This is a genomic window from Bacillus sp. SJS (assembly GCF_000732485.2).
GTDB lineage: Bacteria > Bacillota > Bacilli > Bacillales > Bacillaceae > Metabacillus_B > Metabacillus_B sediminis.
In genome coordinates this window covers 1-24,106 of sequence record NZ_JAQV02000011.1, presented here as the reverse complement: position 1 = coordinate 24,106, position 24,106 = coordinate 1, and the positions used below count along the sequence as shown (strand labels likewise).

At 43.9% G+C, this 24,106-nt stretch carries 20 protein-coding genes and 1 rRNA gene; 13 read left to right on the top strand and 8 right to left on the bottom strand.

What is annotated here, in order from left to right:
- Positions 1-312: 312 nt before the first annotated feature.
- The 8 genes from noc to rpmH form a co-directional block, all read right to left on the bottom strand.
- Positions 313-1,185: a nucleoid occlusion protein gene (noc, locus tag AS29_RS05730; protein WP_035408478.1), complete on the bottom strand. Its 873-nt coding sequence runs from the start codon at positions 1,183-1,185 to the stop codon at positions 313-315.
- Positions 1,186-1,286: 101 nt separating this feature from the next.
- Positions 1,287-2,003 carry a 16S rRNA (guanine(527)-N(7))-methyltransferase RsmG gene (gene rsmG, locus AS29_RS05725; RefSeq protein ID WP_035408476.1) on the bottom strand — a complete coding sequence of 239 codons (717 nt, stop codon included), beginning with the start codon at positions 2,001-2,003 and terminating at the stop codon, positions 1,287-1,289.
- A 21-nt stretch (positions 2,004-2,024) separates the two neighbouring features.
- Positions 2,025-3,914 (bottom strand): tRNA uridine-5-carboxymethylaminomethyl(34) synthesis enzyme MnmG, encoded by a 1,890-nt coding sequence (gene mnmG, locus AS29_RS05720; RefSeq protein WP_035408474.1) that lies wholly within the window; start codon positions 3,912-3,914, stop codon positions 2,025-2,027.
- 80 nt (positions 3,915-3,994) lie between these two features.
- Complete coding sequence (mnmE, locus tag AS29_RS05715) at positions 3,995-5,380, bottom strand: tRNA uridine-5-carboxymethylaminomethyl(34) synthesis GTPase MnmE (protein ID WP_035408472.1); 1,386 nt, start codon at positions 5,378-5,380, stop codon at positions 3,995-3,997.
- A gap of 383 nt (positions 5,381-5,763) precedes the next feature.
- Positions 5,764-6,489, bottom strand: a complete 726-nt coding sequence (gene jag, locus AS29_RS05710) for an RNA-binding cell elongation regulator Jag/EloR (protein ID WP_035408470.1) — start codon at positions 6,487-6,489, stop codon at positions 5,764-5,766.
- Positions 6,486-7,304: a YidC family membrane integrase SpoIIIJ gene (gene spoIIIJ, locus AS29_RS05705; protein WP_156505875.1), complete on the bottom strand. Its 819-nt coding sequence runs from the start codon at positions 7,302-7,304 to the stop codon at positions 6,486-6,488. The genes jag and spoIIIJ overlap by 4 nt, the downstream gene beginning before the upstream one ends.
- A 123-nt stretch (positions 7,305-7,427) precedes the next feature.
- On the bottom strand, positions 7,428-7,787 hold the full coding sequence (gene rnpA, locus AS29_RS05700; RefSeq protein ID WP_035408467.1) for a ribonuclease P protein component: 360 nt from the start codon (positions 7,785-7,787) through the stop codon (positions 7,428-7,430).
- A 117-nt stretch (positions 7,788-7,904) separates the two neighbouring features.
- Positions 7,905-8,039, bottom strand: a complete 135-nt coding sequence (rpmH, locus tag AS29_RS20950; protein WP_082883743.1) for a 50S ribosomal protein L34 — start codon at positions 8,037-8,039, stop codon at positions 7,905-7,907.
- Positions 8,040-8,641: 602 nt separating this feature from the next.
- Between rpmH and dnaA the strand changes: the two genes are divergently transcribed.
- The 13 genes from dnaA to AS29_RS05635 all read left to right on the top strand — a co-directional run.
- Positions 8,642-9,991 carry a chromosomal replication initiator protein DnaA gene (dnaA, locus tag AS29_RS05695; RefSeq protein ID WP_035408465.1) on the top strand — a complete coding sequence of 450 codons (1,350 nt, stop codon included), beginning with the start codon at positions 8,642-8,644 and terminating at the stop codon, positions 9,989-9,991.
- A 176-nt stretch (positions 9,992-10,167) separates the two neighbouring features.
- The gene (gene dnaN, locus AS29_RS05690) at positions 10,168-11,304 is read left to right on the top strand and encodes a DNA polymerase III subunit beta (RefSeq protein WP_035408463.1); all 1,137 of its coding nucleotides are present in this window, start codon (positions 10,168-10,170) and stop codon (positions 11,302-11,304) included.
- A gap of 205 nt (positions 11,305-11,509) precedes the next feature.
- A complete protein-coding gene (yaaA, locus tag AS29_RS05685) occupies positions 11,510-11,740 on the top strand; it encodes a S4 domain-containing protein YaaA (RefSeq protein ID WP_035408461.1) in 231 nt (76 codons plus the stop codon).
- 18 nt (positions 11,741-11,758) lie between these two features.
- A complete protein-coding gene (gene recF, locus AS29_RS05680) occupies positions 11,759-12,883 on the top strand; it encodes a DNA replication/repair protein RecF (protein WP_035408458.1) in 1,125 nt (374 codons plus the stop codon).
- 5 nt (positions 12,884-12,888) lie between these two features.
- Positions 12,889-13,164: an extracellular matrix regulator RemB gene (remB, locus tag AS29_RS05675; protein WP_035408456.1), complete on the top strand. Its 276-nt coding sequence runs from the start codon at positions 12,889-12,891 to the stop codon at positions 13,162-13,164.
- Positions 13,165-13,194: 30 nt separating this feature from the next.
- Complete coding sequence (gyrB, locus tag AS29_RS05670) at positions 13,195-15,117, top strand: DNA topoisomerase (ATP-hydrolyzing) subunit B (RefSeq protein ID WP_035408532.1); 1,923 nt, start codon at positions 13,195-13,197, stop codon at positions 15,115-15,117.
- Between the two features lie 303 nt (positions 15,118-15,420).
- Positions 15,421-16,656 (top strand): ABC transporter substrate-binding protein, encoded by a 1,236-nt coding sequence (locus tag AS29_RS05665; RefSeq protein ID WP_035408454.1) that lies wholly within the window; start codon positions 15,421-15,423, stop codon positions 16,654-16,656.
- Between the two features lie 26 nt (positions 16,657-16,682).
- Complete coding sequence (locus AS29_RS05660; RefSeq protein WP_035408452.1) at positions 16,683-17,546, top strand: carbohydrate ABC transporter permease; 864 nt, start codon at positions 16,683-16,685, stop codon at positions 17,544-17,546.
- Positions 17,546-18,367, top strand: coding sequence for a carbohydrate ABC transporter permease (locus tag AS29_RS05655; RefSeq protein WP_035408450.1), 822 nt, complete (start codon positions 17,546-17,548; stop codon positions 18,365-18,367). The genes AS29_RS05660 and AS29_RS05655 overlap by 1 nt, the downstream gene beginning before the upstream one ends.
- An 89-nt stretch (positions 18,368-18,456) precedes the next feature.
- The gene (locus AS29_RS05650) at positions 18,457-19,827 is read left to right on the top strand and encodes a hypothetical protein (protein ID WP_035408530.1); all 1,371 of its coding nucleotides are present in this window, start codon (positions 18,457-18,459) and stop codon (positions 19,825-19,827) included.
- A 234-nt stretch (positions 19,828-20,061) separates the two neighbouring features.
- The gene (gyrA, locus tag AS29_RS05645) at positions 20,062-22,557 is read left to right on the top strand and encodes a DNA gyrase subunit A (RefSeq protein WP_035408448.1); all 2,496 of its coding nucleotides are present in this window, start codon (positions 20,062-20,064) and stop codon (positions 22,555-22,557) included.
- 107 nt (positions 22,558-22,664) lie between these two features.
- A complete protein-coding gene (locus tag AS29_RS05640) occupies positions 22,665-23,750 on the top strand; it encodes an HD-GYP domain-containing protein (RefSeq protein ID WP_035408446.1) in 1,086 nt (361 codons plus the stop codon).
- 218 nt (positions 23,751-23,968) lie between these two features.
- Positions 23,969-24,106, top strand: a 16S ribosomal RNA gene (locus tag AS29_RS05635); the annotation flags it as partial.

Below are 24,106 nucleotides of genomic sequence, written 5' to 3'. Positions count from 1 at the left end.
GTCGCATATATCTGATCAGCGGCATAAAGCTATTATTCTATTTTAACAAAAAATGAGTGACCGTCGCTCTGGATTTTTCTAAATTCTTGAAAAACATGTCTAGAAAAGCGCAAGCGCCTTGAACAGCCCCGACAAGCACTGGAAGTGAATCCAGCTAAGTCCGGTTTTGACTTTGCTGGATTCTCTGAAGTGACCTCGAGGGGCTAGGCGCTGGAGCTGGACAAATCAACTTATACAAAGAAAGATGATTAGGTAGAAATTTATACATTCTTATCGTAGTAAAAAAAACTCCCCAATCACAGGATTAGAGAGTTACTTCGGAATTTTGATGGTGAATTGGATGTATTCTTCAAATTCTTCTTCTTCCGAATTGATTTGAACACCGGTATCCGCAACCATCGTGAGCGACTGCCTGATCGTGTTCATGGCAATTCTTGTGTCGCGGCTGAATGCTTTGCGCTTCGGCTTTGGTTTCGGTTTATCTTTTTCAAGCATTTTAACGACACGGTCTTCGGTCTGCTTCACATTCAGCTGTTTTTCTATGATGTCCTGCAGAAGAGCCACCTGCAGTTCAGGCAATTTAAGCGGAATAAGCGCACGGGCGTGGCGCTCCGTAAGCTGTTTTTGAAGAAGGGCTTCTTGCACTTCATCCGGAAGCTTTAAGAGTCTCAGTTTATTCGCAACTGTAGACTGGCCTTTTCCCAGCCTTTGGGCAAGGGCTTCTTGAGTAAGCTCATGGAGTTTGAGCAATTTTGCATAGGCAAGCGCTTCTTCAATTGCGGACAATTCTTCCCGCTGCAGGTTTTCAATAAGCGCAACTGATGCGGTTTCCTTGTCATTAAAATCCTTGATGATGGCAGGAATCGTTTCCCATCCGAGTCTTTGCACGGCTCTCCATCTTCGTTCGCCTGCAATCAGCTCGTATTTGCCATCAGCCGGACGGACTACAATCGGCTGGATAATACCATGCGTACGGATTGTCATGGACAGTTCATCTATTTTTTCATCCGAAAAAATGGAACGGGGCTGAAATCGGTTCGGCGTAATATCGAGAACAGGAATTTGTTTGACTTCTTCTCTTGGTTCCATTTCTGCCTCTCCTGCTTCACTCTCCAAATTTTCTAGCGTCTGATCTGTTTCTTCCTTTTCTCCTATTCCGAAGAAACGGGAAAACGGATGCTTCATGTGAGTACACCACCTTTGGAAACTACCAATTTATAATTCTATTTTTTAAGCCGGAATTCCTGCATGCCCCTGCTTGCTTGGGCACTTTTTAAAAATATGTATCATTCGATTGGTGTCTTGTTAGGTGTTCCGGGTTTGCGCGGATATTTACCAGGAGTCGGCTTTATTTTTTTAATCACGACGATGTTTCGTTCGCTCTCTTCAATCGGGAGCTGGAATTGATGAATCGATTCCGTTTTTCCTCCGAGAACGTTAATCGCTTTTTCGCCTGCCTGAAGCTCATCCTCCGCTGCTGCTGCTTTCAAAGCGACAAAATGCCCGCCTTTTTTTACGAGAGGCATGCACAATTCACTTAAAACAGACAAACGGGCAACGGCACGTGCTGTCACTACATCGTACTTTTCACGGTGCTGTTTATTTTGGCCGAACGTTTCAGCACGGTCATGATAGAAGGATACATTGGTCAGCTTAAGACTCTTTGCCAGCTCCTCCAAAAAGGTAATCCGTTTATTTAAGGAATCGACAATGGAAACAGAAAGCTCTGGAAAGCAAATTTTGATCGGCAGGCTTGGAAATCCCGCTCCCGCTCCAACATCGCAAATGGAAAGCGGCTTTGAAAAATCAAAATGAAAGGCTGCACTGATTGAATCGTAGAAATGCTTCAGATAAACCTCTTCCTTGTCTGTAATGGAGGTAAGGTTCATTTTTTCGTTCCACTCCACGAGCAGACGATAGTACGTATCAAATTGGGAAAGCTGTTCAGGAGAAAGGGAAATGCCTTTCTCCTCAAGCTTGGATTGGAATAAGGAAATGTCCATCACGAAATCCTTTCTTGTGCTTTAGTCGTTTGCGACTTTCGCGATTCGGCCCTGCTCCATATAAACGAGCAGGATGGAAACGTCCGCAGGGTTCACACCGGAAATTCTGGAAGCCTGGGCCATCGAGAGCGGGCGCACTTCCTTCAGTTTCTGGCGCGCTTCGGATGCAAGTCCATTTATCGCGTCGTAGTCAATGTTCTCAGGGATTTTTTTGTTTTCCATCTTTTTAAGTTTATCGACCTGCTGAAGGGATTTATCAATATATCCTTCGTATTTAACCTGAATTTCCACCTGCTCTGATACGTCAGGGTCTACAGGGGAATCTGCCGGTGCAAGCTTCGCAATGTGGCTGTAGTTGATTTCCGGTCTTTTCAGAAGATCGCCGGCCCGGATTCCGTCCTTCAGCTCGCTTCCGCCCGTGGAACGGATGAGTTCCTGAACTTCGGCATTCGGTTTAAGGATCAGTTTTGCAAGACGGACTTTTTCTTTTTCGATGGCCGCCTTTTTCTCTGTGAATGTCTGATAGCGGCTGTCGCTGATCAAACCAATTTTATAGCCTGTTTCAGTCAAGCGCAAATCGGCATTATCATGACGAAGCAGCAATCGGTATTCGGCACGTGATGTCAACAGACGGTACGGTTCACTCGTCCCTTTTGTGACCAGGTCGTCAATCAGAACTCCGATATAGGCATCGGAACGGCTGAGAATGACTTCTTCGCGGCCAAGCGCTTTTTGACCGGCGTTGATTCCCGCCATAATGCCTTGTCCCGCCGCTTCCTCATAGCCGGAGGTTCCGTTAATTTGTCCCGCCGTGTAAAGTCCAGGAACTTTTTTCGTTTCCAGGGTCGGCCATAGCTGGGTCGGTACGATTGCATCGTACTCAATCGCATAGCCAGGTCTCATCATTTGAACATTTTCAAGTCCCGGAATGGTGCTGAGAATCTGCTTTTGCACATCCTCAGGCAAGCTTGTAGAGAGGCCCTGCACATAAACCTCTTCCGTATTGCGGCCTTCCGGTTCAAGGAAGATCTGATGGCGCGGCTTATCATTAAAGCGCACCACTTTATCCTCAATGGATGGGCAATAACGGGGGCCTGTCCCTTTAATCATACCGGAATACATCGGCGAACGGTGCAGGTTGCTGTCGATAATCTGATGTGTTTCTGCACTTGTATAGGTTAGCCAGCATGGAAGCTGATCTGTAATGAATTTGGTTGTTTCATAGGAAAATGCCCGGGGCTCCTCGTCGCCTGGCTGGATTTCCGTTTTGCTGTAATCAATGCTTTTGCTGTTGACACGGGGAGGAGTACCTGTTTTAAAACGGACAAGGTCGAAGCCAAGCTCCTGCAAATGCTCGGAAAGCTTAATGGATGGCTGCTGATTATTCGGTCCGCTGGAATAGGAAAGATCGCCCAAAATAATGCGTCCGCGCAGGAAAGTACCTGTTGTTAGAACAACAGTTTTAGAATGGTATTCTGCGCCTGTTTGGGTGATAACACCCCGGCATTCGCCGTCTTCAATAATCAGGCTGTCGACCATGGCCTGCATGAGGGTCAGATTCGGTTCGTTTTCCATCGTTTTTTTCATTTCATGCTGATACGTAAACTTATCCGCCTGCGCACGCAGTGCCCTTACAGCAGGACCTTTAGCGGTATTCAGCATTCTCATTTGTATATGCGTTTTATCAATATTTTTACCCATTTCGCCGCCTAACGCATCAATTTCCCGTACAACGATGCCTTTAGCTGGTCCTCCGACGGACGGATTGCAGGGCATGAAAGCGACCATATCAAGGTTGATCGTAAGAACGAGCGTTTTTGCGCCCAGTCTCGCGGATGCGAGAGCGGACTCAACACCTGCGTGGCCTGCACCAACGACGATTACATCATAATCACCAGCGTGGTATGCCAATGTTGTTTCCTCCTTTAGTTGTAAAGCTGCTTATTTCATCTATATCCAATTTATTGAAGGCTGAACCGATGAGGCCGGCCTTATTTTCCAAGGCAAAATTGAGAGAACAGCTGATCAATCAAGCTTTCGTGTACAGAGTCCCCGATAATTTCTCCAAGCTGCTCCCACGCTCTCGTCAAATCGATTTGAACCATATCCACGGGCATTCCGGCATCAATTCCATTGAGTGCTTCTTCAATGGATCGCTTTGCCTGAGTCATCAGAGCAATATGTCTCGTGTTTGAAAGGTACGTCATGTCACCAGACTGGATGTCTCCTTTAAAGAATAGAGATTGAATCGATTCTTCAAGTTTATCGATTCCTTCTTCCTCTTTAAGGGATGTCGCAACGACAGGGCGCCCATTTGCCAGAAGGCTGACCTTATCCATATCAATCGCTTGTGGCAAGTCCGTTTTATTGATAATAATAATGACGTCCATGCCTTTTACCGCTTCAAACAGCTGCTCATCCTCAAATGTGAGCTCGTCACTGTAATTGAGTACAAGCAGGATTAAATCGGCTTCCTTCAAAACCTGGCGGGACCTCTCAACCCCAATCCGTTCAACGATGTCCTCGGTCTCACGGATACCGGCTGTGTCTACAAGCTTCAGAGGAACGCCTCTTACATTTACATACTCTTCAATCACATCGCGCGTTGTTCCGGGTATATCCGTAACAATCGCTTTATTTTCGTGAACCAGACTGTTAAGCAGCGAGGACTTTCCGACATTCGGACGCCCGATGATGACAGTGGACAGTCCTTCTCTCAGTATTTTTCCCTGACTTGAAGTCTGGAGGAGCTTCTCTATTTCAGTCTTGACATAAGTCGCTTTTTCTACAAGCATCTGATGCGTCATTTCTTCCACATCATCATACTCAGGATAATCAATATTAACTTCCACATGGGCCAGTGTTTCAAGGATTTCCTGGCGAAGCTTTCTGACAAGCTTTGAAAGACGGCCATCCATCTGTCCAAGTGCTACGTTCATGGCTTTATCCGTTTTGGCCCGGATCAGATCCATGACTGCTTCTGCCTGCGAAAGGTCAATCCGTCCATTCATGAACGCCCGTTTTGTAAATTCTCCGGGCTCTGCCATTCGGGCTCCGCTATTCAGCACAAGCTGAAGAACCCGATTTACCGAAACGAGTCCTCCATGGCAGTTAATTTCGATTACGTCCTCACGGGTAAAGGTTTTCGGGCCTCTCATAACGGAAACCATCACTTCTTCTGCAACCTCATTTGTTTCAGGATCGATGATATGCCCGTAATGAATAGTGTGGGATGCTGCGTCCTTAAGCTTTTTTCCTGCAGGCGCTGCAAAAACACGGTCCGCTATCGCTACCGCTTCATCACCGCTCAATCTGACAATGGCGATTGCTCCTTCACCCATAGGTGTGGATATGGCTGTAATTGTGTCGAATTCCAAGTCGTTCACCTCACTCTAATGCAATCTATCTATATGGGAAAGTGATTAAATAAAAAAGAAGGTCATCAAAACTTTAAGATACCATATTCGGCAGGTAAAAGGAAGTTTGGAGGTAGAAGGAGTTATTCACAGAGAATCTATCGTTCGCCCTATATTTTAACTTATCCACATGTGAATAACAATATTTGTAGCAGGAATTAACGTGTGTTTTTTATCAGCTGTTCATAAAATTACTTGGGCGAATGTGAATGCAATCTGATTTTTTCTCAAACGCTTTTCCCGCAAACTTTTTTTGTTTAGCGGGCGGGGGATTGATTGCTTCCACGGAACACTGAGTCTATTCAGAAAAAAAGCCCATAAAAAAACCAGCCGCTGAGGGCTGGTTATCGTTTTGGAGCAATGACTATATGACGCCTCGGTTCTTCTCCTGCGGAAAATGTGACGACTTTTTTGTTGCGTGCAAGCGCAGCGTGTATGATTTTTCTTTCATAGGAAGGCATTGGCTCAAGGGCCACTTCCTTTGATGACGCCAGCGCCTGATTGGCAAGCTTGTTCGCAAGCTGGACAAGTATGTCTTCACGGCGTTCCCGATAGGACTCGGCATCCACCGTTACATGAAAATACTGATCCGAATGACGGTTGGCGACAAGCTGAGTTAAATACTGAAGGGAATTCAGTGTTTGGCCTCTCTTGCCAATCAGAAGAGCGATGTCTTGACCCTCAATCAGGAAGGTGAGATTTCGCCCCTTTTGAATCTTCTCTACAGTGGCTTTTACACCCATCTGTTCGATCACCTGAAGCAAGTAGGCATGAGCTTCCTCACCAGGTTTTTCATTGATTGCCTTTTTAACCGCGGGCTTCGGCTCTTCCTGAAGAGGTTCCGCTTCAGCGAAAACTTCTTCAGGCTGCACCATTTCTTCCTCTGGAGAAGGATCCAATGGTTTCAAGACAGCTTTTACAACTGCCTCTCTTTTGCCGAAGCCAAGGAACCCTTTTCTTCCTTCAATCACGATTTCAATTTCGGCGTCTTCTCTTTTCGCATTAAGCTTTTTCAGCGCGGCTTGAGTTGCTTCTTCAACGGTTGAACCGGCAGCTGTTGCCTCAATCACTTTTTAGCTCCTGCTTTTTGAGGAGTTTTTTGAGCATTTGCTTTTAAATCAGGACCTTTAATCAGCAATGATTGGCAAATCATAAAGATATTTCCGACTACCCAGTACAAGGACAGGGCGGCAGGGAATGAAATAGCGAAAATAACAATCATAATCGGCATCAGCCATACCATCATAGCCATCTGCGGATTTTGATTTTCTGTACCGGCCATCATAATTTTCTGCTGAATAAACGTCGTGATCCCGGCGACAACCGGCAAAATATAGAATGGATCTTTATCACCAAGATCGAACCATAGGAATGCGTGCTCCTTAATGGCTTCCGTTCTCATAATCGCATGATAGAACCCGATCAATATCGGCATTTGGACAAGCAGCGGGAAGCATCCTGCCAGAGGATTAACTCCGTGTTTCTGGAACAAAGCCATCGTTTCCTGCTGAAGCTTTTGCTGTGTCTGCTGATCTTTAGAGCTGTATTTCTCGCGAAGCTGTTTCATTTCCGGCTGCAGCGCTTGCATAGCCTTTGAGCTTCTTGTCTGTTTGATCATCAGAGGCAGGATCGCAAAACGGATAAGAATGGTTACGATAATAATAGCCAATCCGTAGTTTGCTGTTGCGGCACCGCCGCCGGTCAAATCTGCAAAATAGGTAATAACCCATGATAGAGGGTAAACAATATACTGATTCCAAAACCCTGTACTTTTATCCGTAATCGGCTGATTGACTTCCGTACAGCCGGATAAGAGGGTTACTAGACCAACTAATCCAAGAACTAACCAAATACGCCTCTTCAAACTGTATCCTCCTAACAGCATGTCTATTTTTAATGTATTCATTGTCTGTGAGTTTACTGATCCATCCGTGATTAATGGCGGTTCAAGAGTATTTTACCATCTTTTATTTAGAATTTGTTTTTTCTTTTCAAACGTTTAATGACATCATTTTTCACCATTTTTTTTCTTGGTCAAAAGCCTTGCCTTTTTAAATAGGTGAAACAGACTGTTTCGAACTTCCTCGTAATTTAATTCGGCCGCCGGTTTCCTGGCGATAACAATATAGTCCTTCCCTGTAGAAAGGAAATCTTTCTCTTCCAAAAAAATCTGTTTAACGAGCCGTTTTACCCGGTTTCTCGTCACGGCATTTCCTATCTTTTTGCTAACGGATAATCCAAGTCTGAACTCTTTTTCTTCTGCTCTATGAAGCGTATAAATAACAAATTGCCGATTCGCAATGGATTTGCCTTTTTTGAATACCTGCTGGAAGTCTTCGTTTTTTTTGATCCGGTTCTTTTTTTTCATGCTGACTCCACTCCGCTTTTATTGCTCTCTGTTCTTTTCTTCCCCTTAAAGGGTTGCCCATTTTCGGGTGTTAAAAACGATTTTAATGAAAAAAAAACCACTGACGTGTTCAGTGGCTTATGCGGATAATACTTTTCTTCCTTTACGACGGCGAGCAGCTAGAACTTTACGTCCATTTTTAGAGCTCATGCGCGCACGGAAGCCGTGTACTTTGCTGTGTTTGCGTTTATTTGGTTGATAAGTACGTTTCATTATATGCACCTCCCTGAGGAATAGCTGTTAAAGACAGTCCTTACAAGTATAGAGACCTTACCATGTAAATGTCAATAGCCAAAAAAAATAGAGTCGGCAATCTTTTTTTTAAGGTGCGATCTCCAGTCAAACTTGCCCTGTGGACAACTTTTTCGCCATTTTTTTATTATCCACACCCTTTATCGACACCTTTTTCACAAAATCCAGGAATGTGGACAATTTTTTTCGACAGGCTGTTTCTTCTGTGGATAAGTTTTAGCCCCCATTGCAACAATTGGTTTATTTTGATATTATATTTGTGTTTTCACTCTTGATAACGAAATGACCGGAATTCGCTTATCCACAGTTTGTGGATAACGTGTGGAAAGTTGATAACATCGTGTTCGTAAGCTTGTCCACAGCAAGGGGCATTTTGTCGAAAACCTGCTTTTCTACTATATTATATCGTTATCAACAATTCAATATCGATGAATAAATATTCAAAGGGTGCCGGAGTGTTTGTACAACTTCTGTACAAGGCTGCCAGTATACCTGTTTTTTTCGTTGCCGAAAATAAATAAAGATAGATAAAGAGTCTTGGATAAGGAGGGACAGAGCAGCTAATGGAAAATATTTCGGATTTATGGACTAAGGCGCTGGGAGAGATTGAAAAGAAAATCAGCAAACCCAGTTATGATACGTGGCTCAAATCGACAAAAGCCCATGCTCTTCAGGGGGACACACTGACGATTACAGCACCAAACGAATTTGCGAGAGACTGGCTTGAGAGCCGCTATCTGCATTTAATCGCCAATATTATCTATGAATTGACGGGAGAAGAATTGGCCGTTAAATTCATTATCCCGCTGAATCAGGATGAAGAGGACTTTATTCCGAAGACACCGGCAAAGCCTCCTGAAAAAGATGGAGACGATCAAATTGAAATTCCGCAGAACATGCTGAACCCGAAATACACGTTCGACACGTTTGTTATCGGATCCGGCAACCGGTTTGCCCACGCCGCATCACTTGCTGTAGCGGAAGCACCGGCGAAAGCCTATAATCCGCTCTTTATATATGGGGGAGTAGGACTGGGTAAAACCCACTTAATGCATGCAATCGGACATTATGTCATTGACCATAACCCATCTGCAAAGGTTGTTTACTTATCTTCTGAGAAGTTCACCAATGAATTCATCAACTCGATTCGTGACAACAAAGCAGTCGATTTCCGCAATAAATATCGAAGCGTGGATGTTCTGCTAATTGATGATATTCAGTTTTTGGCAGGGAAAGAACAGACTCAGGAAGAATTTTTCCATACGTTCAATACGCTGCATGAAGAAAGCAAGCAGATTGTCATTTCCAGTGACAGGCCGCCAAAAGAAATTCCAACGCTAGAGGACCGCTTAAGAAGCCGGTTCGAATGGGGTTTGATTACGGATATCACGCCGCCGGACCTTGAAACAAGAATCGCCATTCTTCGCAAAAAAGCGAAAGCAGAAGGGCTCGATATTCCGAATGAGGTGATGCTGTACATAGCAAACCAGATTGATTCGAATATTCGGGAGCTTGAAGGAGCACTCATTCGTGTAGTAGCCTATTCCTCGCTGATTAATAAAGACATCAACGCAGATCTAGCAGCAGAGGCTTTAAAGGATATTATTCCAAGCTCGAAGCCGCGGATGGTGACCATTACGGATATTCAGAAAACCGTCGGTCAGCATTACCAGGTCCGGCTGGAAGATTTTAAAGCGAAAAAACGGACAAAATCCGTCGCGTTCCCTAGACAAATCGCCATGTATCTTTCCAGAGAGCTGACCGATTCTTCTCTTCCTAAAATCGGAGAAGAGTTTGGAGGGCGGGATCATACGACCGTGATCCATGCTCATGAGAAAATCAGCAAAATGCTTCAAGTGGATGATCAGCTGCAGCGCCAGGTGAAAGAAATTAAAGAATCTCTTAAAAACTAAACCGTGAATAATGTGCATAACTTTCTCTCATTCATACACAGTCTATCCACATGTTGATAGACTGTGTTTCCTTGTCTTTTTGAAGTTATCCACATAATCACAGGCCCTACTAGTACTTCTACTAGTTTTTAAAACATTATTTAATATATTTGGACGTTAGAACAGGAGGGAATCGAATGAAATTTGTCATTCAAAAAGATAAACTAGCACAAGGCGTGCAAGACGTGATGAAAGCCGTATCTTCCCGAACTACTATTCCCATTCTTACCGGAATAAAAATTGTGGCCAACAGTGAAGGAGTAACGCTAACAGGAAGTGATTCCGATATTTCCATCGAATCCTTTATCCCGATTGAGGAAAAAGGAAAGATCAATGTTGAAGTTCAGACTCCAGGAAGCATTGTGCTGCAAGCCCGTTTCTTTAGCGAGATCGTAAAAAAACTGCCTAAAGAAACAGTTGAGATGGAAGTTCAGAATCATTTTTCAACGATTATCCGTTCTGGAAAAGCTGAGTTCAACCTTAACGGTCAGGATGCTCAGGAATACCCTCATCTTCCGAATGTTGAAGAGGAGAATGTTTTCCGTATTCCAACAGATCTTTTAAAAACCTTGATCAGGCAGACTGGCTTTGCTGTATCGACCTCTGAAACGAGACCGATTTTGACAGGCGTCAATTGGAAAATTGAAGATGGAGAGCTTACCTGCATCGCGACAGACAGCCACCGTCTTGCATTGAGAAAAACAAGCATTGATGCAGGCCATGAAGGAAAATACAATGTGGTGATTCCGGGGAAAAGTTTAACAGAGCTAAGCAAGATACTGGATGACTCCAATGATTTGACGGAAATGGTGTTCACAGATAACCAGGTTTTGTTTAAATCGAAAAATATTCTGTTTTTCTCAAGACTCTTAGATGGCAACTACCCGGATACATCCCGTCTGATCCCCGATGAAAGCAAAACGGATGTACTTGTTCAGACAAAAGAATTTCTTCAATCCATCGACCGTGCTTCGCTTCTTGCAAAAGAAGGCCGGAACAATGTCGTGAAACTGTCGACTTTAGAAGGCGGCATGCTCGAGATCTCTTCTAACTCTCCAGAAATCGGAAAGGTTATAGAAGAAGTCCAAACAGAGGAAATTTCCGGAGAGGAATTAAAAATTTCTTTCAGCGCAAAATATATGATGGATGCTTTAAAAGCACTTGAAAGCAGCGAAATCAAAGTAAGCTTTACAGGTGCAATGAGACCGTTCCTGATTCGTACGCCAGAGGATGATACCATTCTTCAGCTGATTCTTCCGGTTCGTACGTATTAAACTCAAAAGCAACATGGCTGGCATGAATGTGTCAGCCTTCTTTTTTGTACACGAGGAATGGACACTGTTCGTTTTAGAGAAATACCTTACTGCAGGTTGTTGTATAACAAGGAGCTGTCCTCTTTCCTTTTCAGCAGAAAATAGGTAAAATAGAGGGTACGCCGAAATGCAGCGATTAGATTTTGAATGATTGGGAGGTAAGAGCATGAGTGAAAAGCAGCACATTCAAATCGATACGGAATTTATTACGTTAGGACAATTTCTGAAGCTTGCGGATGTGATCCAGTCCGGAGGGATGGTGAAATGGTTTTTGAGCGAGCACGAAGTTTTTGTGAACGGTGAATCGGAAAACCGCCGCGGCAAGAAGCTGAGACACCAGGATACAGTCGAGGTTCCCGGGGTTGGATCGTTTGTTGTAATCAGCACGCATGAATAGAGCAAAGTTGGTGGGAAGATGCATATACAAGAGCTGAAGCTAAGAAATTATCGTAATTATCCGGAACTGACGGTTTCTTTTGAAAATAAAGTGAACGTCATTATCGGAGAAAACGCTCAGGGAAAAACAAACATGATGGAAGCGATTTATGTCCTGGCTATGGCAAAATCCCACCGTACCTCCAATGATAAAGATCTTATCCGCTGGGATGAAGAATATGCTAAAATAGAGGGAAGGGTCGTAAAAGCTAACGGAGCTATTCCAATGCAGCTTGTCCTTTCCAAAAAAGGAAAAAAAGCGAAAATTAATCATCTGGAACAGCAGAAGCTAAGCCAGTATATTGGGGCAGTCAATGTTATTATGTTCGCTCCCGAAGATCTGAACCTTGTTAAGGGAAGCCCCCAGGTAAGGAGAAGGTTTGTCGATATGGAGATCGGACAGGTTTCGGCTGTCTATTTGCATGACCTGAGCCACTATCAGAAAATCCTTCAGCAGCGGAATCATTACTTAAAGCAGCTGCAAATCAGGAAACAGCATGACCGGACGATGCTTGAGGTTTTGACAGAGCAGCTGAGCGAAGCAGCTGCCAAGCTGTACCGAAGACGGAGATTGTTTATTGATCAGCTGGAGAAATGGGCCCAGCCCATCCATTCAGGCATCTCGAGAGGTCTTGAAACGCTGACTATCCAATATAAATCCTCCACTGAGGTATCAGAAGATGCGGATTTGTCGAAAATGATAGAAGTATACTTGGAAAAGTTTGATAAAATAAAAGAACGAGAAATCGAGCGTGGAACGACACTTGCCGGACCGCATAGGGATGACCTGCTGTTTTTTGTTAATGGACGTGATGTTCAAACATTCGGCTCACAAGGCCAGCAGCGGACGACGGCTCTTTCTTTAAAGCTTGCAGAAATTGAATTGATACACGAAGAAATTGGAGAATATCCGATTTTACTTTTGGATGATGTGCTTTCTGAACTGGATGATTACCGGCAATCCCACCTTTTGAACACGATTCAGGGAAGGGTCCAGACATTCGTTACAACGACGAGTGTAGAAGGAATTGATCATCAGACATTAAAAGAAGCAGCTTCCTACCGGGTATCTTCTGGTGAGCTGGATTCAAACGAATCGAGGTGAGCAGCATGTATATCCATTTAGGAGATGACTTTGTCGTGCCATCCAAAGATGTCATTTTTATTATGGATTACCCCTCATCCAAGACATCTGATATTGTTTCCGAGTTTTTGGAGAAGCAGAAGGAGAAAGTGATTCAGCTTTCCGAGGGAGATGCGAAATCGATCGTTGTAACAGAAAAACATATTTATTTTTCTCCCCTGTCATCAAGCACACTCAAAAAAAGAGCGCATATCGCGTTTGATATAGATTCCACCCGAAAAATCAGCATAATGGCACCATAAGTCGTAAAGAGTAGGTGAACATAATTGGCCATGGAACAAAAACAAATGGAACAACAAGCATATGATGAAAACCAGATACAGGTACTTGAAGGCCTTGAAGCGGTTCGTAAGCGTCCCGGAATGTACATCGGTTCGACAAGCGCCAGAGGCTTGCACCACTTAGTCTGGGAAATTGTTGATAATAGTATTGATGAAGCACTCGCTGGTCACTGTGATGAAATTAACGTCATTATTGAAGAGGACAACAGCATTACCGTAACCGATAACGGCCGCGGAATTCCGGTTGGAATCCATGAAAAAATGGGACGGCCGGCTGTTGAAGTCATCATGACCGTACTCCATGCCGGAGGTAAATTCGGCGGCGGAGGCTATAAGGTTTCCGGAGGTCTTCACGGTGTTGGTGCATCTGTTGTTAATGCCCTTTCCACTTTGCTTGAAGTCAAAGTCCACCGTGATGGGAAAATCCACTACCAGCGCTTCGAGCGCGGTGTACCTCAGGGCGATCTTGAGATTATTGGGGAAACCGACAAAACAGGAACCATTATTCACTTTGTGCCTGATGATGAAATATTCACGGAAACGACAGAGTATGACTATGAAACACTGGCAAACCGTTTAAGAGAGCTTGCGTTCCTTAACCGCGGCATCAACATTGTCATTGAAGACAAGCGCGAGAATAAACGCAAAAATGAATATCACTATGAGGGCGGAATTAAATCCTATGTAGAGCATTTAAACCGCACAAAAGAAGTGATTCATGAAGAGCCTGTTTACCTTGAAGGGGAAAAAGACGGGATTACGATTGAAATTGCCCTTCAATACAACGAAGGCTATACAACGAGCATTTATTCGTTTGCTAATAACATTCATACGTACGAGGGCGGGACGCATGAGGCAGGGTTCAAGACAGCCCTTACCCGTGTAATCAACGATTATGCCCGCAAACAAAATGTGTTCAAGGACAATGATGCGAACCTGAGCGGTGAAGATGTCCGGGAAGGAATTACCGCAATCGTCAGCATTAAGCATCCTGATCCGCAATTTGAAGGACAAACAAAAACGAAGCTTGGAAATTCCGAAGCGCGTACCGTAACGGATTCACTTTTCGACCAGGGCTTCGAAACCTTCCTGCTTGAAAATCCGCAGGTTGCGAAAAAAATCGTAGAAAAAGGTCTGATGGCCGCACGTGCCAGAATGGCTGCCAAAAAGGCGAGAGAACTGACACGCCGCAAAAGTGCGCTTGAGATCTCCAACCTTCCGGGAAAACTTGCGGATTGTTCTTCTAAAGATCCATCCATCAGCGAACTGTATGTCGTTGAGGGAGATTCTGCCGGAGGCTCCGCGAAGCAAGGACGCAGCCGTCATTTCCAGGCAATCCTGCCGCTCCGCGGAAAAATCATCAACGTGGAAAAAGCGCGTCTTGATAAAATTCTATCCAACAATGAGATCCGCACGATCATTACCGCTCTTGGAACGGGAATCGGCGAGGATTTTGATATTGCAAAAGCAAGATATCATAAAATTGTCATCATGACAGATGCCGATGTCGATGGAGCGCATATCCGCACATTGCTTCTGACATTCTTCTACCGGTATATGCGTGAAATTATTGAAAGTGGCTACATCTACATTGCCCAGCCGCCGCTTTACAAAATTCAGCAGGGCAAGCGGATCGAGTATGCATACAACGACCGTGAGCTCGAGCGCATTCTTGGAGAATTGCCGCAAAATCCGAAACCAGGCATTCAGCGCTACAAAGGTCTTGGAGAGATGAACCCTGAGCAGCTATGGGAAACAACGATGGATCCTGATACAAGAACCCTTCTGCAGGTCAACCTTCAGGATGCCATTGAAGCGGACGAAACGTTTGATATCCTTATGGGTGACAAGGTAGAGCCGCGCCGGAACTTTATTGAAGAAAATGCCCGGTATGTTAAAAATCTTGATATTTAATAAAAAAACTATGTTAAAGTCTGGTGTTGATTTTTAACACCTGTTGATTGGAGTGGAAGGCGAACGCCTGCTAGCTGCAATCAACAGCCAAATTTAACAGAGCTATTAAAAAAAGACCCGCTTAAATGAGCGGGTTTTTTTGTGGGGAAAAGCACGGAGATAGCAGAAAAGAAATGGTATGTAAGAGTTTACAATAAGCCGGGCTCTTGGTATGATAAATTCATTGATTAACGTAAACGTTTACACGCATATTTTTTTACCCATTTACGTAAACGTTTACCAAACGAAGGAGGAGTGCTCATCATGTTAAGAAAACGATTGATGTACAGTGTTTTTCTGCTCATCGGTATGGGTTTGCTTACTTCATGCCAGGCTGAGAATACTTCGTCTGCCGGGAAAGTGAAGCTTGAGCTGTTTTCCAATAAATCTGAGAATGTCAAAACCTTTGAAGGCCTCATCGCTGAATTTGAAAAGAAAAATCCAGCGATTGATATTCAGCTTAATGCACCTCCTGAAGCAGACACAGTCCTTAAAACCAGACTCGTGAAAGAGGACATGCCGGACATGCTTGCCATTGGTGGAAACGGATCCTACGGAGAATTGGCAAACGCAGGAATCTTTTATGATTTTTCCAAAACAGACCTTCTCAATCAAGTGAAGCCTTCCTATTTAGAAATGATTAATACTCTTTCCAATGAACAGAGCGGTACATACGGTATTCCCTATTCAACCAATGCGAACGTAGTGATTTACAACAAAGAAAAATTCCAAAAGTACGGATTTGACGCTCCCAAAACATGGAGTGAATTTACAGAACAGCTGGAGAAAGTGAAGCAGGCCGGCGATGTACCGATTTACTTCACTCTCAAAGATGCCTGGACAGGGATGATTCCGTGGAATTCAATTGCAGGAAATCTGCAGGGTGAAAACTTTGCGGAGAAAAAACGAAAAGGGGAAGCAAGCTTTGAAAAAAACTATTCTGAAGTGGCGGATAAGATGCTGACTCTCTTGGAATATGGCCATAAAAATAATTACGGATACGGCTATGCAGATGGGAACAAAGCATTTGCAAATGGCGACGGTGTATTTTATCTGCAGGGAAACTGGGCAATCCCGGAAATACAGAAAATTAATCCGGAACTGGAGCTTGGGGTTTTTCCGCTCCCGGTAACAGATCAGCCTGATCAAAACAATCTTGTATTAGGAGTCGACGTACTTTTGACAATGAATAAAGACATCGAACATCCGGAAGAAGCTAAGAAGTTCTTAGCCTTTATGCTGGAGGAGAAGCAATCCAAACGGTATATCGAAGAACAAAAAGCCTTTTCTGCACTTGAAGGAGTGATTCAGGAGGACCCCGTGATGGAAGGAATCCAGGATAGTTTTAAAAACGAGCAGTTAACCGGCTTCCCTGACCATTCCTATCCGAGAGCAATACGTCCAGAGGGAATCATTCAGGAATTTTTAATCAGCAAAAACAAAGAGGCTTTTTTACGCAAAATGGACCGGGAATGGGATAAGGTTCAAAATCGCTACTAATTTCGCCTTAAGGGGGGACCAGACGGATGAAATCAAGACAACGGGCTTTCATGCTCATGACCATTCCTGCGCTTATTCTCTTTTTCATTTTTCATACATATCCGGCGCTGCAGGGAATCTATTACAGCTTTACCGACTATAAAGGCTACGGCGAATGGAATTTTGTCGGACTGAAAAACTATTTTAATGTTTTTCAGGATGAGCGGGCACTTCAGGCCTATGGATTTACGTTCAAATTTGCAATTATCGCGACAATATTAGTTAATATCTTCAGTTTGGTTATTGCCATCGGACTAAATTCAAAAATCAAATTTTCAAAGACGCTACGGGCTGTCTATTTTCTTCCGAATATCCTCAGTATTTTGATCGTTGGGTACATTTTCAACTTCATTTTCACCTTTTTTATTCCGGATATTGCTCAAGCGCTTGGCATCAATGCCCTTGCAGAAAATATCCTTGGAAAGCCTGATGCTGCCTGGATTGGGATTATCGTGGTGTCCGTATGGCAAGGCGTTGCTTTTAACACCATCCTTTATCTGGCCGGTCTCGTCACGATCCCGGAGGAGCTGTATGAAGCAGCAAGCATTGATGGAGCAGGGACCTGGAAAAAGTTCTGGAGCATTACGTTTCCTCTGATTGCACCATTCTTCACGATCAACATGGTGCTCGCAATGAAAAACTTCCTGATGGTGTTTGACCATATTATGGCGATGACAGGCGGAGGCCCGGGTACATCAACGGAATCGATTTCTTTATTGATTTTCCGCGGCGGCTTTGAGGGCGGAGAATTCGCCTATCAGTCTGCCAATGCCGTCATCTATTTCTTGGTCATTGTGATTATTTCTGTAGTTCAGCTGCGCTATCTTCAAAGAAGAGAGGTGGAACTGTGATGAAAAAAGGCAAAACAAACTGGCTTATTACAGGTCTTTTAATCGCGGGTTCCCTGCTGATTCTTTTTCCGCTTTATCTCGCTGTTACGATCTCATTTAAAACGCCGGAAGAGATGGGGAAATCCCTTCTCGCCCTGCCGGAGCAATGGAACTTTTCCAACTATGCACAGGCAATCGAGGTGACAAACTTTTTTCAGGCGATGGGCAATAGCTTATTCATTACAATTTTCGTTGTTGTTCTGACTCTGCTTACGAACTCAATGGTCGCGTACGCCATTGCGCGCAATATGCACAAAAAATTTTATAAGTTTATTTTTTACTACCTGGTTAGTGCGATGTTTATTCCTTTTCCGATCATCATGCTGCCGATTGTCAAGCAGACAGCACAATGGAATCTCGATAACCTGGTTGGGTTGATTTTTCTTTATGTTGTATACGGATTGGCTTTTAACGTGTTTTTGTATGTAGGGTATATCAAGTCTATACCAGCAGAATTGGAAGAAGCAGCGATTGTGGATGGAGCGAGTACATGGGTGGTTTTCTGGAAGGTCATCTTCCCTCTGCTTATGCCGATGAACGCAACAGTCGGCATATTGACGACTCTGTGGGCCTGGAACGACTTTATGCTGCCGCTCGTCATCATCAGCGACAGGGAGCTCTCCACTCTGCCGCTCGTGCAATTCGTCTTCCAGGGACAGTTCAACACCGATTATAATTTAGCCTTCTCTTCTTACTTGATGGCATTAGCGCCCATGATTCTTGTCTATATCATTGCGCAAAAATGGATAATCAGCGGAGTTACAAAGGGTGCAATAAAATAAATATGTTCTAAAGGTGTGATCCATTTTTCATCCCCCTCCGTTTACTTAGTAAATAAAGCATTTGAGGAGAGATGAAAATGAAGGTTCATATGAAAATGAAAAGAACATGGTTGGCTGTACCTCTAAGCGTCGCACTATTAGTACCAGCAGCGGGTGTTGCTTCAGCAAATGAAGGACATTCAATGAATCATTCCGGCAATATGAAAATGTCAACCGAAGTCTCTAATCCTGCGATCGACTTACGAGCACAGCTTGATGCTATTCTTTCAGAACATGCATACTTGGCTGTCGTAGCGATGCAAAAAGGCATTGACGGAAAAGAAGATTTCGATGCGGCAGCTGCTCAGCTGAATGAGAATACGGATGCACTATCAACGGCAGTCGGTTCCGTTTACGGTGAAGAAGCAGGCAATGCGTTCAAGGAGATCTGGGGCAGCCACATCGGCTACTTCGTAGATTATGTCAAAGCAACCGCTGCAAAAGATGAAGATGGCAAAATGAAGGCGAAAAAAGATCTTGATGAATATCGTGTTGAACAAGCCCAATTTTTAGATAAAGCAACAGGAGGCCGTCTAAAAGCGAAAGATCTTGAAGAAGGCCTAAAAATGCACGTAACTGAATTAATTACAGCATTTGATAGCTATACAGAAAAAGACTATGATACAACTTACAGCACAGTTAGAGAATCCATTAAGCATATGTATGGAGTAGGAAAAGGCCTTTCTTGGGCGATTACAGATCAATTCCCTGATAAATTCGAGAAAAAATCGGTTGATACTCCTGCAGCCAATCTCAGAGCTGATTTAAACTACCTGTTCTCCGAGCATGCCGCTCTTGCAGCCTTAGCGATGCAAAAAGGAATTGACGGGACAGAAGACTTTGATGAGGCTGCCGCTGCCCTTAACGAAAATACAAATGATTTATCAGCTGCTGTTGCATCCGTATACGGAAAAGAAGGCGGAGAGCAGTATAAAAAAATCTGGAACAGCCACATTGGCTATCTTGTAGACTATGTGAAGGCTACAGGTGCGAAGGATGAAAAAGCAAAAGAAATGGCGTTAAAGGAGCTGGATGAATATCGTGCAGAACAAGCAAAATTCCTGGATACAGCAACAGAAGGCAGATTAAAAGCAGCGGATCTGGAAAAAGGTTTGGAAGTGCATATTGATCAATTGCTAAACGCTTTTAACAGCTACAACGAAAAAGACTACGAGATGGCTTATGACAGCATCCATGAAGCCTATAATCATATGTTTGGTGTAGGTCTTGGTGTTTCAGGAGCAATCGTAGATCAATACCCTGATAAGTTTATGAGCAGCATGCCTACCGAAATGCCAAAAACAGGTATGGGCGGAACATCCGATTCAGGAAATTCTTCATTGATTTGGATGAGTGTTTCAGGATTCATCCTGGCCCTTGCTGCTATTGCAACAATTGTTCGAAAAAGAAGACTGAACTAATTGAAATAGGTTTTTTAGAGAAGAACCTCCAGTTTATTGCTGGAGGTTCTTTTTTTGATCAAAAATTCACAAAGAAAGGAGTTTTTCGCCAATAGACGTGTAATATAAAGGGATTATTGATATAATGGAGAATATGGCCTGATTTCAAACTACATAAAATCTTTGAAATGATTTTCATATAAACGGAGATAGTTTTTTCTAACTCCCAAACTAAAGTTCTGGGGAGGTTTAAACATGGCTGAAGATAAAACACCTCAAGTGAAAGAAATAAATATTAGCCAGGAAATGCGTTCTTCATTCCTGGATTATGCGATGAGCGTCATCGTATCACGTGCACTGCCTGACGTGCGCGATGGATTGAAACCGGTCCACCGCAGAATTTTGTATGCGATGAATGATCTCGGCATGACGAGCGACAAGCCCTTTAAGAAGTCGGCACGTATCGTCGGTGAAGTAATCGGTAAGTATCACCCCCATGGTGATTCCGCTGTTTACGACACAATGGTCAGGATGGCGCAGGATTTCAACTTCCGGTACATGCTTGTAGACGGACACGGAAACTTCGGTTCAGTGGACGGCGATGCAGCAGCTGCGATGCGTTATACAGAAGCGCGCATGTCTAAAATTTCAATGGAAATCCTTCGGGATATTAATAAAGATACAATTGACTATCAAGATAACTACGACGGCTCAGAAAAAGAACCAGTCGTTCTTCCGGCAAGATTCCCGAACCTGCTAGTTAACGGTGCGGCTGGAATCGCAGTCGGAATGGCTACAAACATCCCTCCCCATCAGCTGGGCGAGGTAATTGACGGTGTTCTTGCCGTTAGTAAAAATCCGGATGTAACCATTGCTGAACTAATGGAAATCATTCCAGGTCCGGACTTCCCGACTGCCGGCCAGATTCTTGGGCGCAGCGGAATCCGCAAAGCATATGAAACGGGCAGAGGTTCCATCATTGTCCGTGCAAAGGTTGAAATTGAAGAGAAGCCATCAGGCAAACAAGTTATTCTTGTCCACGAGCTTCCTTACCAGGTAAATAAAGCGAGATTAATTGAAAAAATCGCTGATCTTGTCCGCGATAAAAAAATAGAGGGTATTTCCGATCTTCGTGATGAGTCCGACCGTAACGGTATGAGAATTGTCATCGAGGTTCGCAAAGATGCCAATGCGAATGTTCTTTTAAACAACCTTTACAAGCAGACTGCTCTGCAGACAAGCTTTGGTATTAACATGCTTGCCCTTGCAAACGGCCAGCCGCAGGTACTGAACCTTAAGCAGTTCCTTGAGCATTACCTGGAACACCAAAAAGTTGTTATTAAGAGACGTACTGCCTTTGAATTGAGAAAAGCAGAAGCACGTGCTCATATTTTAGAGGGCCTGCGGATTGCGCTCGATCATTTGGATGCCGTCATCGCTTTGATTCGCGGCTCGCAGACGACTGAGATTGCCCGTCAAGGCTTAATGGAGCAGTTTTCACTCAGCGAAAAGCAGGCACAGGCGATTCTTGATATGCGTCTTCAGCGTTTGACAGGTCTGGAAAGAGAAAAAATTGAAGAAGAATACCAGGGTCTTGTACAGCTGATTGCCGAATTGAAGGCCATCCTTGCTGACGAAGAAAAAGTACTCGAAATCATCAGAGAAGAGCTTCTTGAAATTAAAGAGCGCTTCAATGATGTGCGCCGCACGGAACTGATTGCCGGCGGAGCAGAGGTATTTGAAGATGAAGATCTCATTCCTGTAGAAAACATCGTACTTACACTTACTCATAATGGATACATTAAACGTCTCCCAATCTCAACCTACCGCAGTCAGAAGCGCGGAGGAAGAGGAATTCAAGGGATGGGCACAAACGAGGATGATTTCGTCGATCAGCTTTTGACAACCTCAACCCATGACACCATTCTTTATTTCACCAATAAAGGGAAGGTATACCGCACGAAAGGGTATGAAGTGCCTGAATACGGCCGCACGGCTAAAGGTCTTCCAATCGTTAACCTTCTTGGAGTGGAGCGGGATGAGTGGGTAAAAGCCATTATTCCAGTTTCTGAATTTGTGGATGACTGGTATCTGTTCTTTACAACTAAAGAGGGGATTTCCAAACGGACTCCGCTTAGCCAGTTCGCCAATATCCGTACGAACGGTCTGATCGCCCTTGGACTGCGCGAAGAGGATGAACTTATTTCTGTCCGCCTTACGGATGGATCAAAAGACATTATTATTGGAACGAAGGACGGAATGATGATCCGTTTCCCTGAGACGGACGTTCGTCAAATGGGAAGAACCGCTACTGGAGTGAAGGGGATTAACCTTAGCGAAGGTGATGAAGTAGTCGGTATGGAGATTCTGGAAGAAGACACAGATATCCTGATTGTAACGCGGAATGGTTTTGGGAAGAGGACTCCTGCTGGGGAGTACCGTATTCAAAGCCGCGGCGGTAAAGGTTTGAAAACGTGCAATATAACAGAGAAAAACGGCTCTGTTGTATCCTTTAAAGCTTCCACCGGCGAAGAAGATCTGATGCTCATCACGGCAAATGGAGTTCTGATCCGTATGGATGTTAACGATATTTCCACGATGGGACGTAACACACAAGGTGTACGTTTGATCAGGCTGGGTGAAAATCATCATGTTGCAACGGTTGCTCTCGTTGAAAAAGAAGAGCCTGCTGCAGAAGAAGAAGAGTTGCTGGAAGAAGGGCATCATGATCCTGAATCTTCAGCTGAATAAAAAATAGTAAAAAAAAGGGACAACCATTAAAGGTTGTCCCTTTTTTTGCCGATAAAAGGAATATATAGGACAAACGGCTCATATAAGGACAGGGGGGTGTTTCGAAAATGCGGACAGGATTGGAGCAAATAATTGACGGGTGTGTTCTCTCAGAAGATATTAATGGTAAGTCTAAAGAACCATTAATGAAGAAAGAAACGGTCATGGATGAGGAAAAGCTGGAAGTTCTCCGGGCATTTATGGTAAAGGAAATAGAGGTCGAGCCTTATTTAATAAGCGGAGAGCCTTTTAAACCAGGCTATAAAATTAAAAAGAAAAATGAAGCAGATGGACGAATTGAAATGGAAACTACGGATATTTCGATTCAATTCAAAAAACAAACCGAGCAGTTCGAGCGGATGTTTAACTCGTGGCAGTCAGGCGTATCCATCGATATTCCAAAAGTAAGGGAAATTGTACTGCCCCTAATCGATTTGTTTAAAGACCAGCCAAAAGAGCTGCTGAATATTCCAAACTACTATACGGGGAAAGATTACATAGCGCAGCATTGCCTTGCCGTCTCTCTCATGAGTTCATATATTGCGAATCAATTAAACTTTCCGAGTGGAGAGATTAATCAAATTGCTCTAGCCGGTGCACTGAGCGACTGCGGTATGTCTAAAATACAGCCGTCTGTCCTGCTTAAAAGGCTTGCTCTGACAGATAAAGAGTTTGCGGAAATTAAACAGCATTCGATTCAAGGGTACAAAATGATAAAAGATATTGCCGTAATTAAAGAAGGAGTGAAAGTCGGGGTGCTGCAGCATCATGAGAGAATGGACGGGAGCGGATATCCTTTAGGGGTAAAAGGCGATCAGCTTCATCCATACGGAAAAATTGTTGCACTGGCAGATACGTTTATGGCCATGATCTGCCCCCGTCCATACCGAAACGGACTTTCACCTTTTAAGGTATTTGAAGAAATCAAGCATGATAGCTTTGGGAAATTTGATCTCACCGCCGTAAATGTACTTTCAAAAATGCTGGCTCGTATTCTGAATGGTTCACATGTGAAATTATCGGATGGAACAATCGGGGAGGTTATTTTCACTGATTCGCAGAAACCGGTTCGTCCGATCATCCGCTTAGAGTCTAATCAGATTCTCCAGCTCGAAAAAAGAATAGATCTTTATATAGTAGAAACTCTTCTCTGAGCCGGTCATTTTCAGGCTCTTTTTTCTTTATTCATAAGCCTTTAGCAGCCAAAACATAAAAGATTAAAAAACTTTAAGAAAAACCTTGACCATAGATAGTCCGCGGTGGTATATTAAGATAGTTCCTTCGGGAGCAACAGAAAAAAAGTTCTTTGAAAACTAAACAAATCGAAGTGCCAACGTTAATTTAAGCAACAAACAAGAGCTAGTCAAACTACTTTTTGGAGAGTTTGATCCTGGCTCAGGACGAACGCTGGCGGCGTGCCTAATACATGCAAGTCGAGCGGACCTCTTCGGAGGTCAGCGGCGGACGGGTGAGTAACACGTGGGCAACCTGCCTGTAAGACTGGGATAAC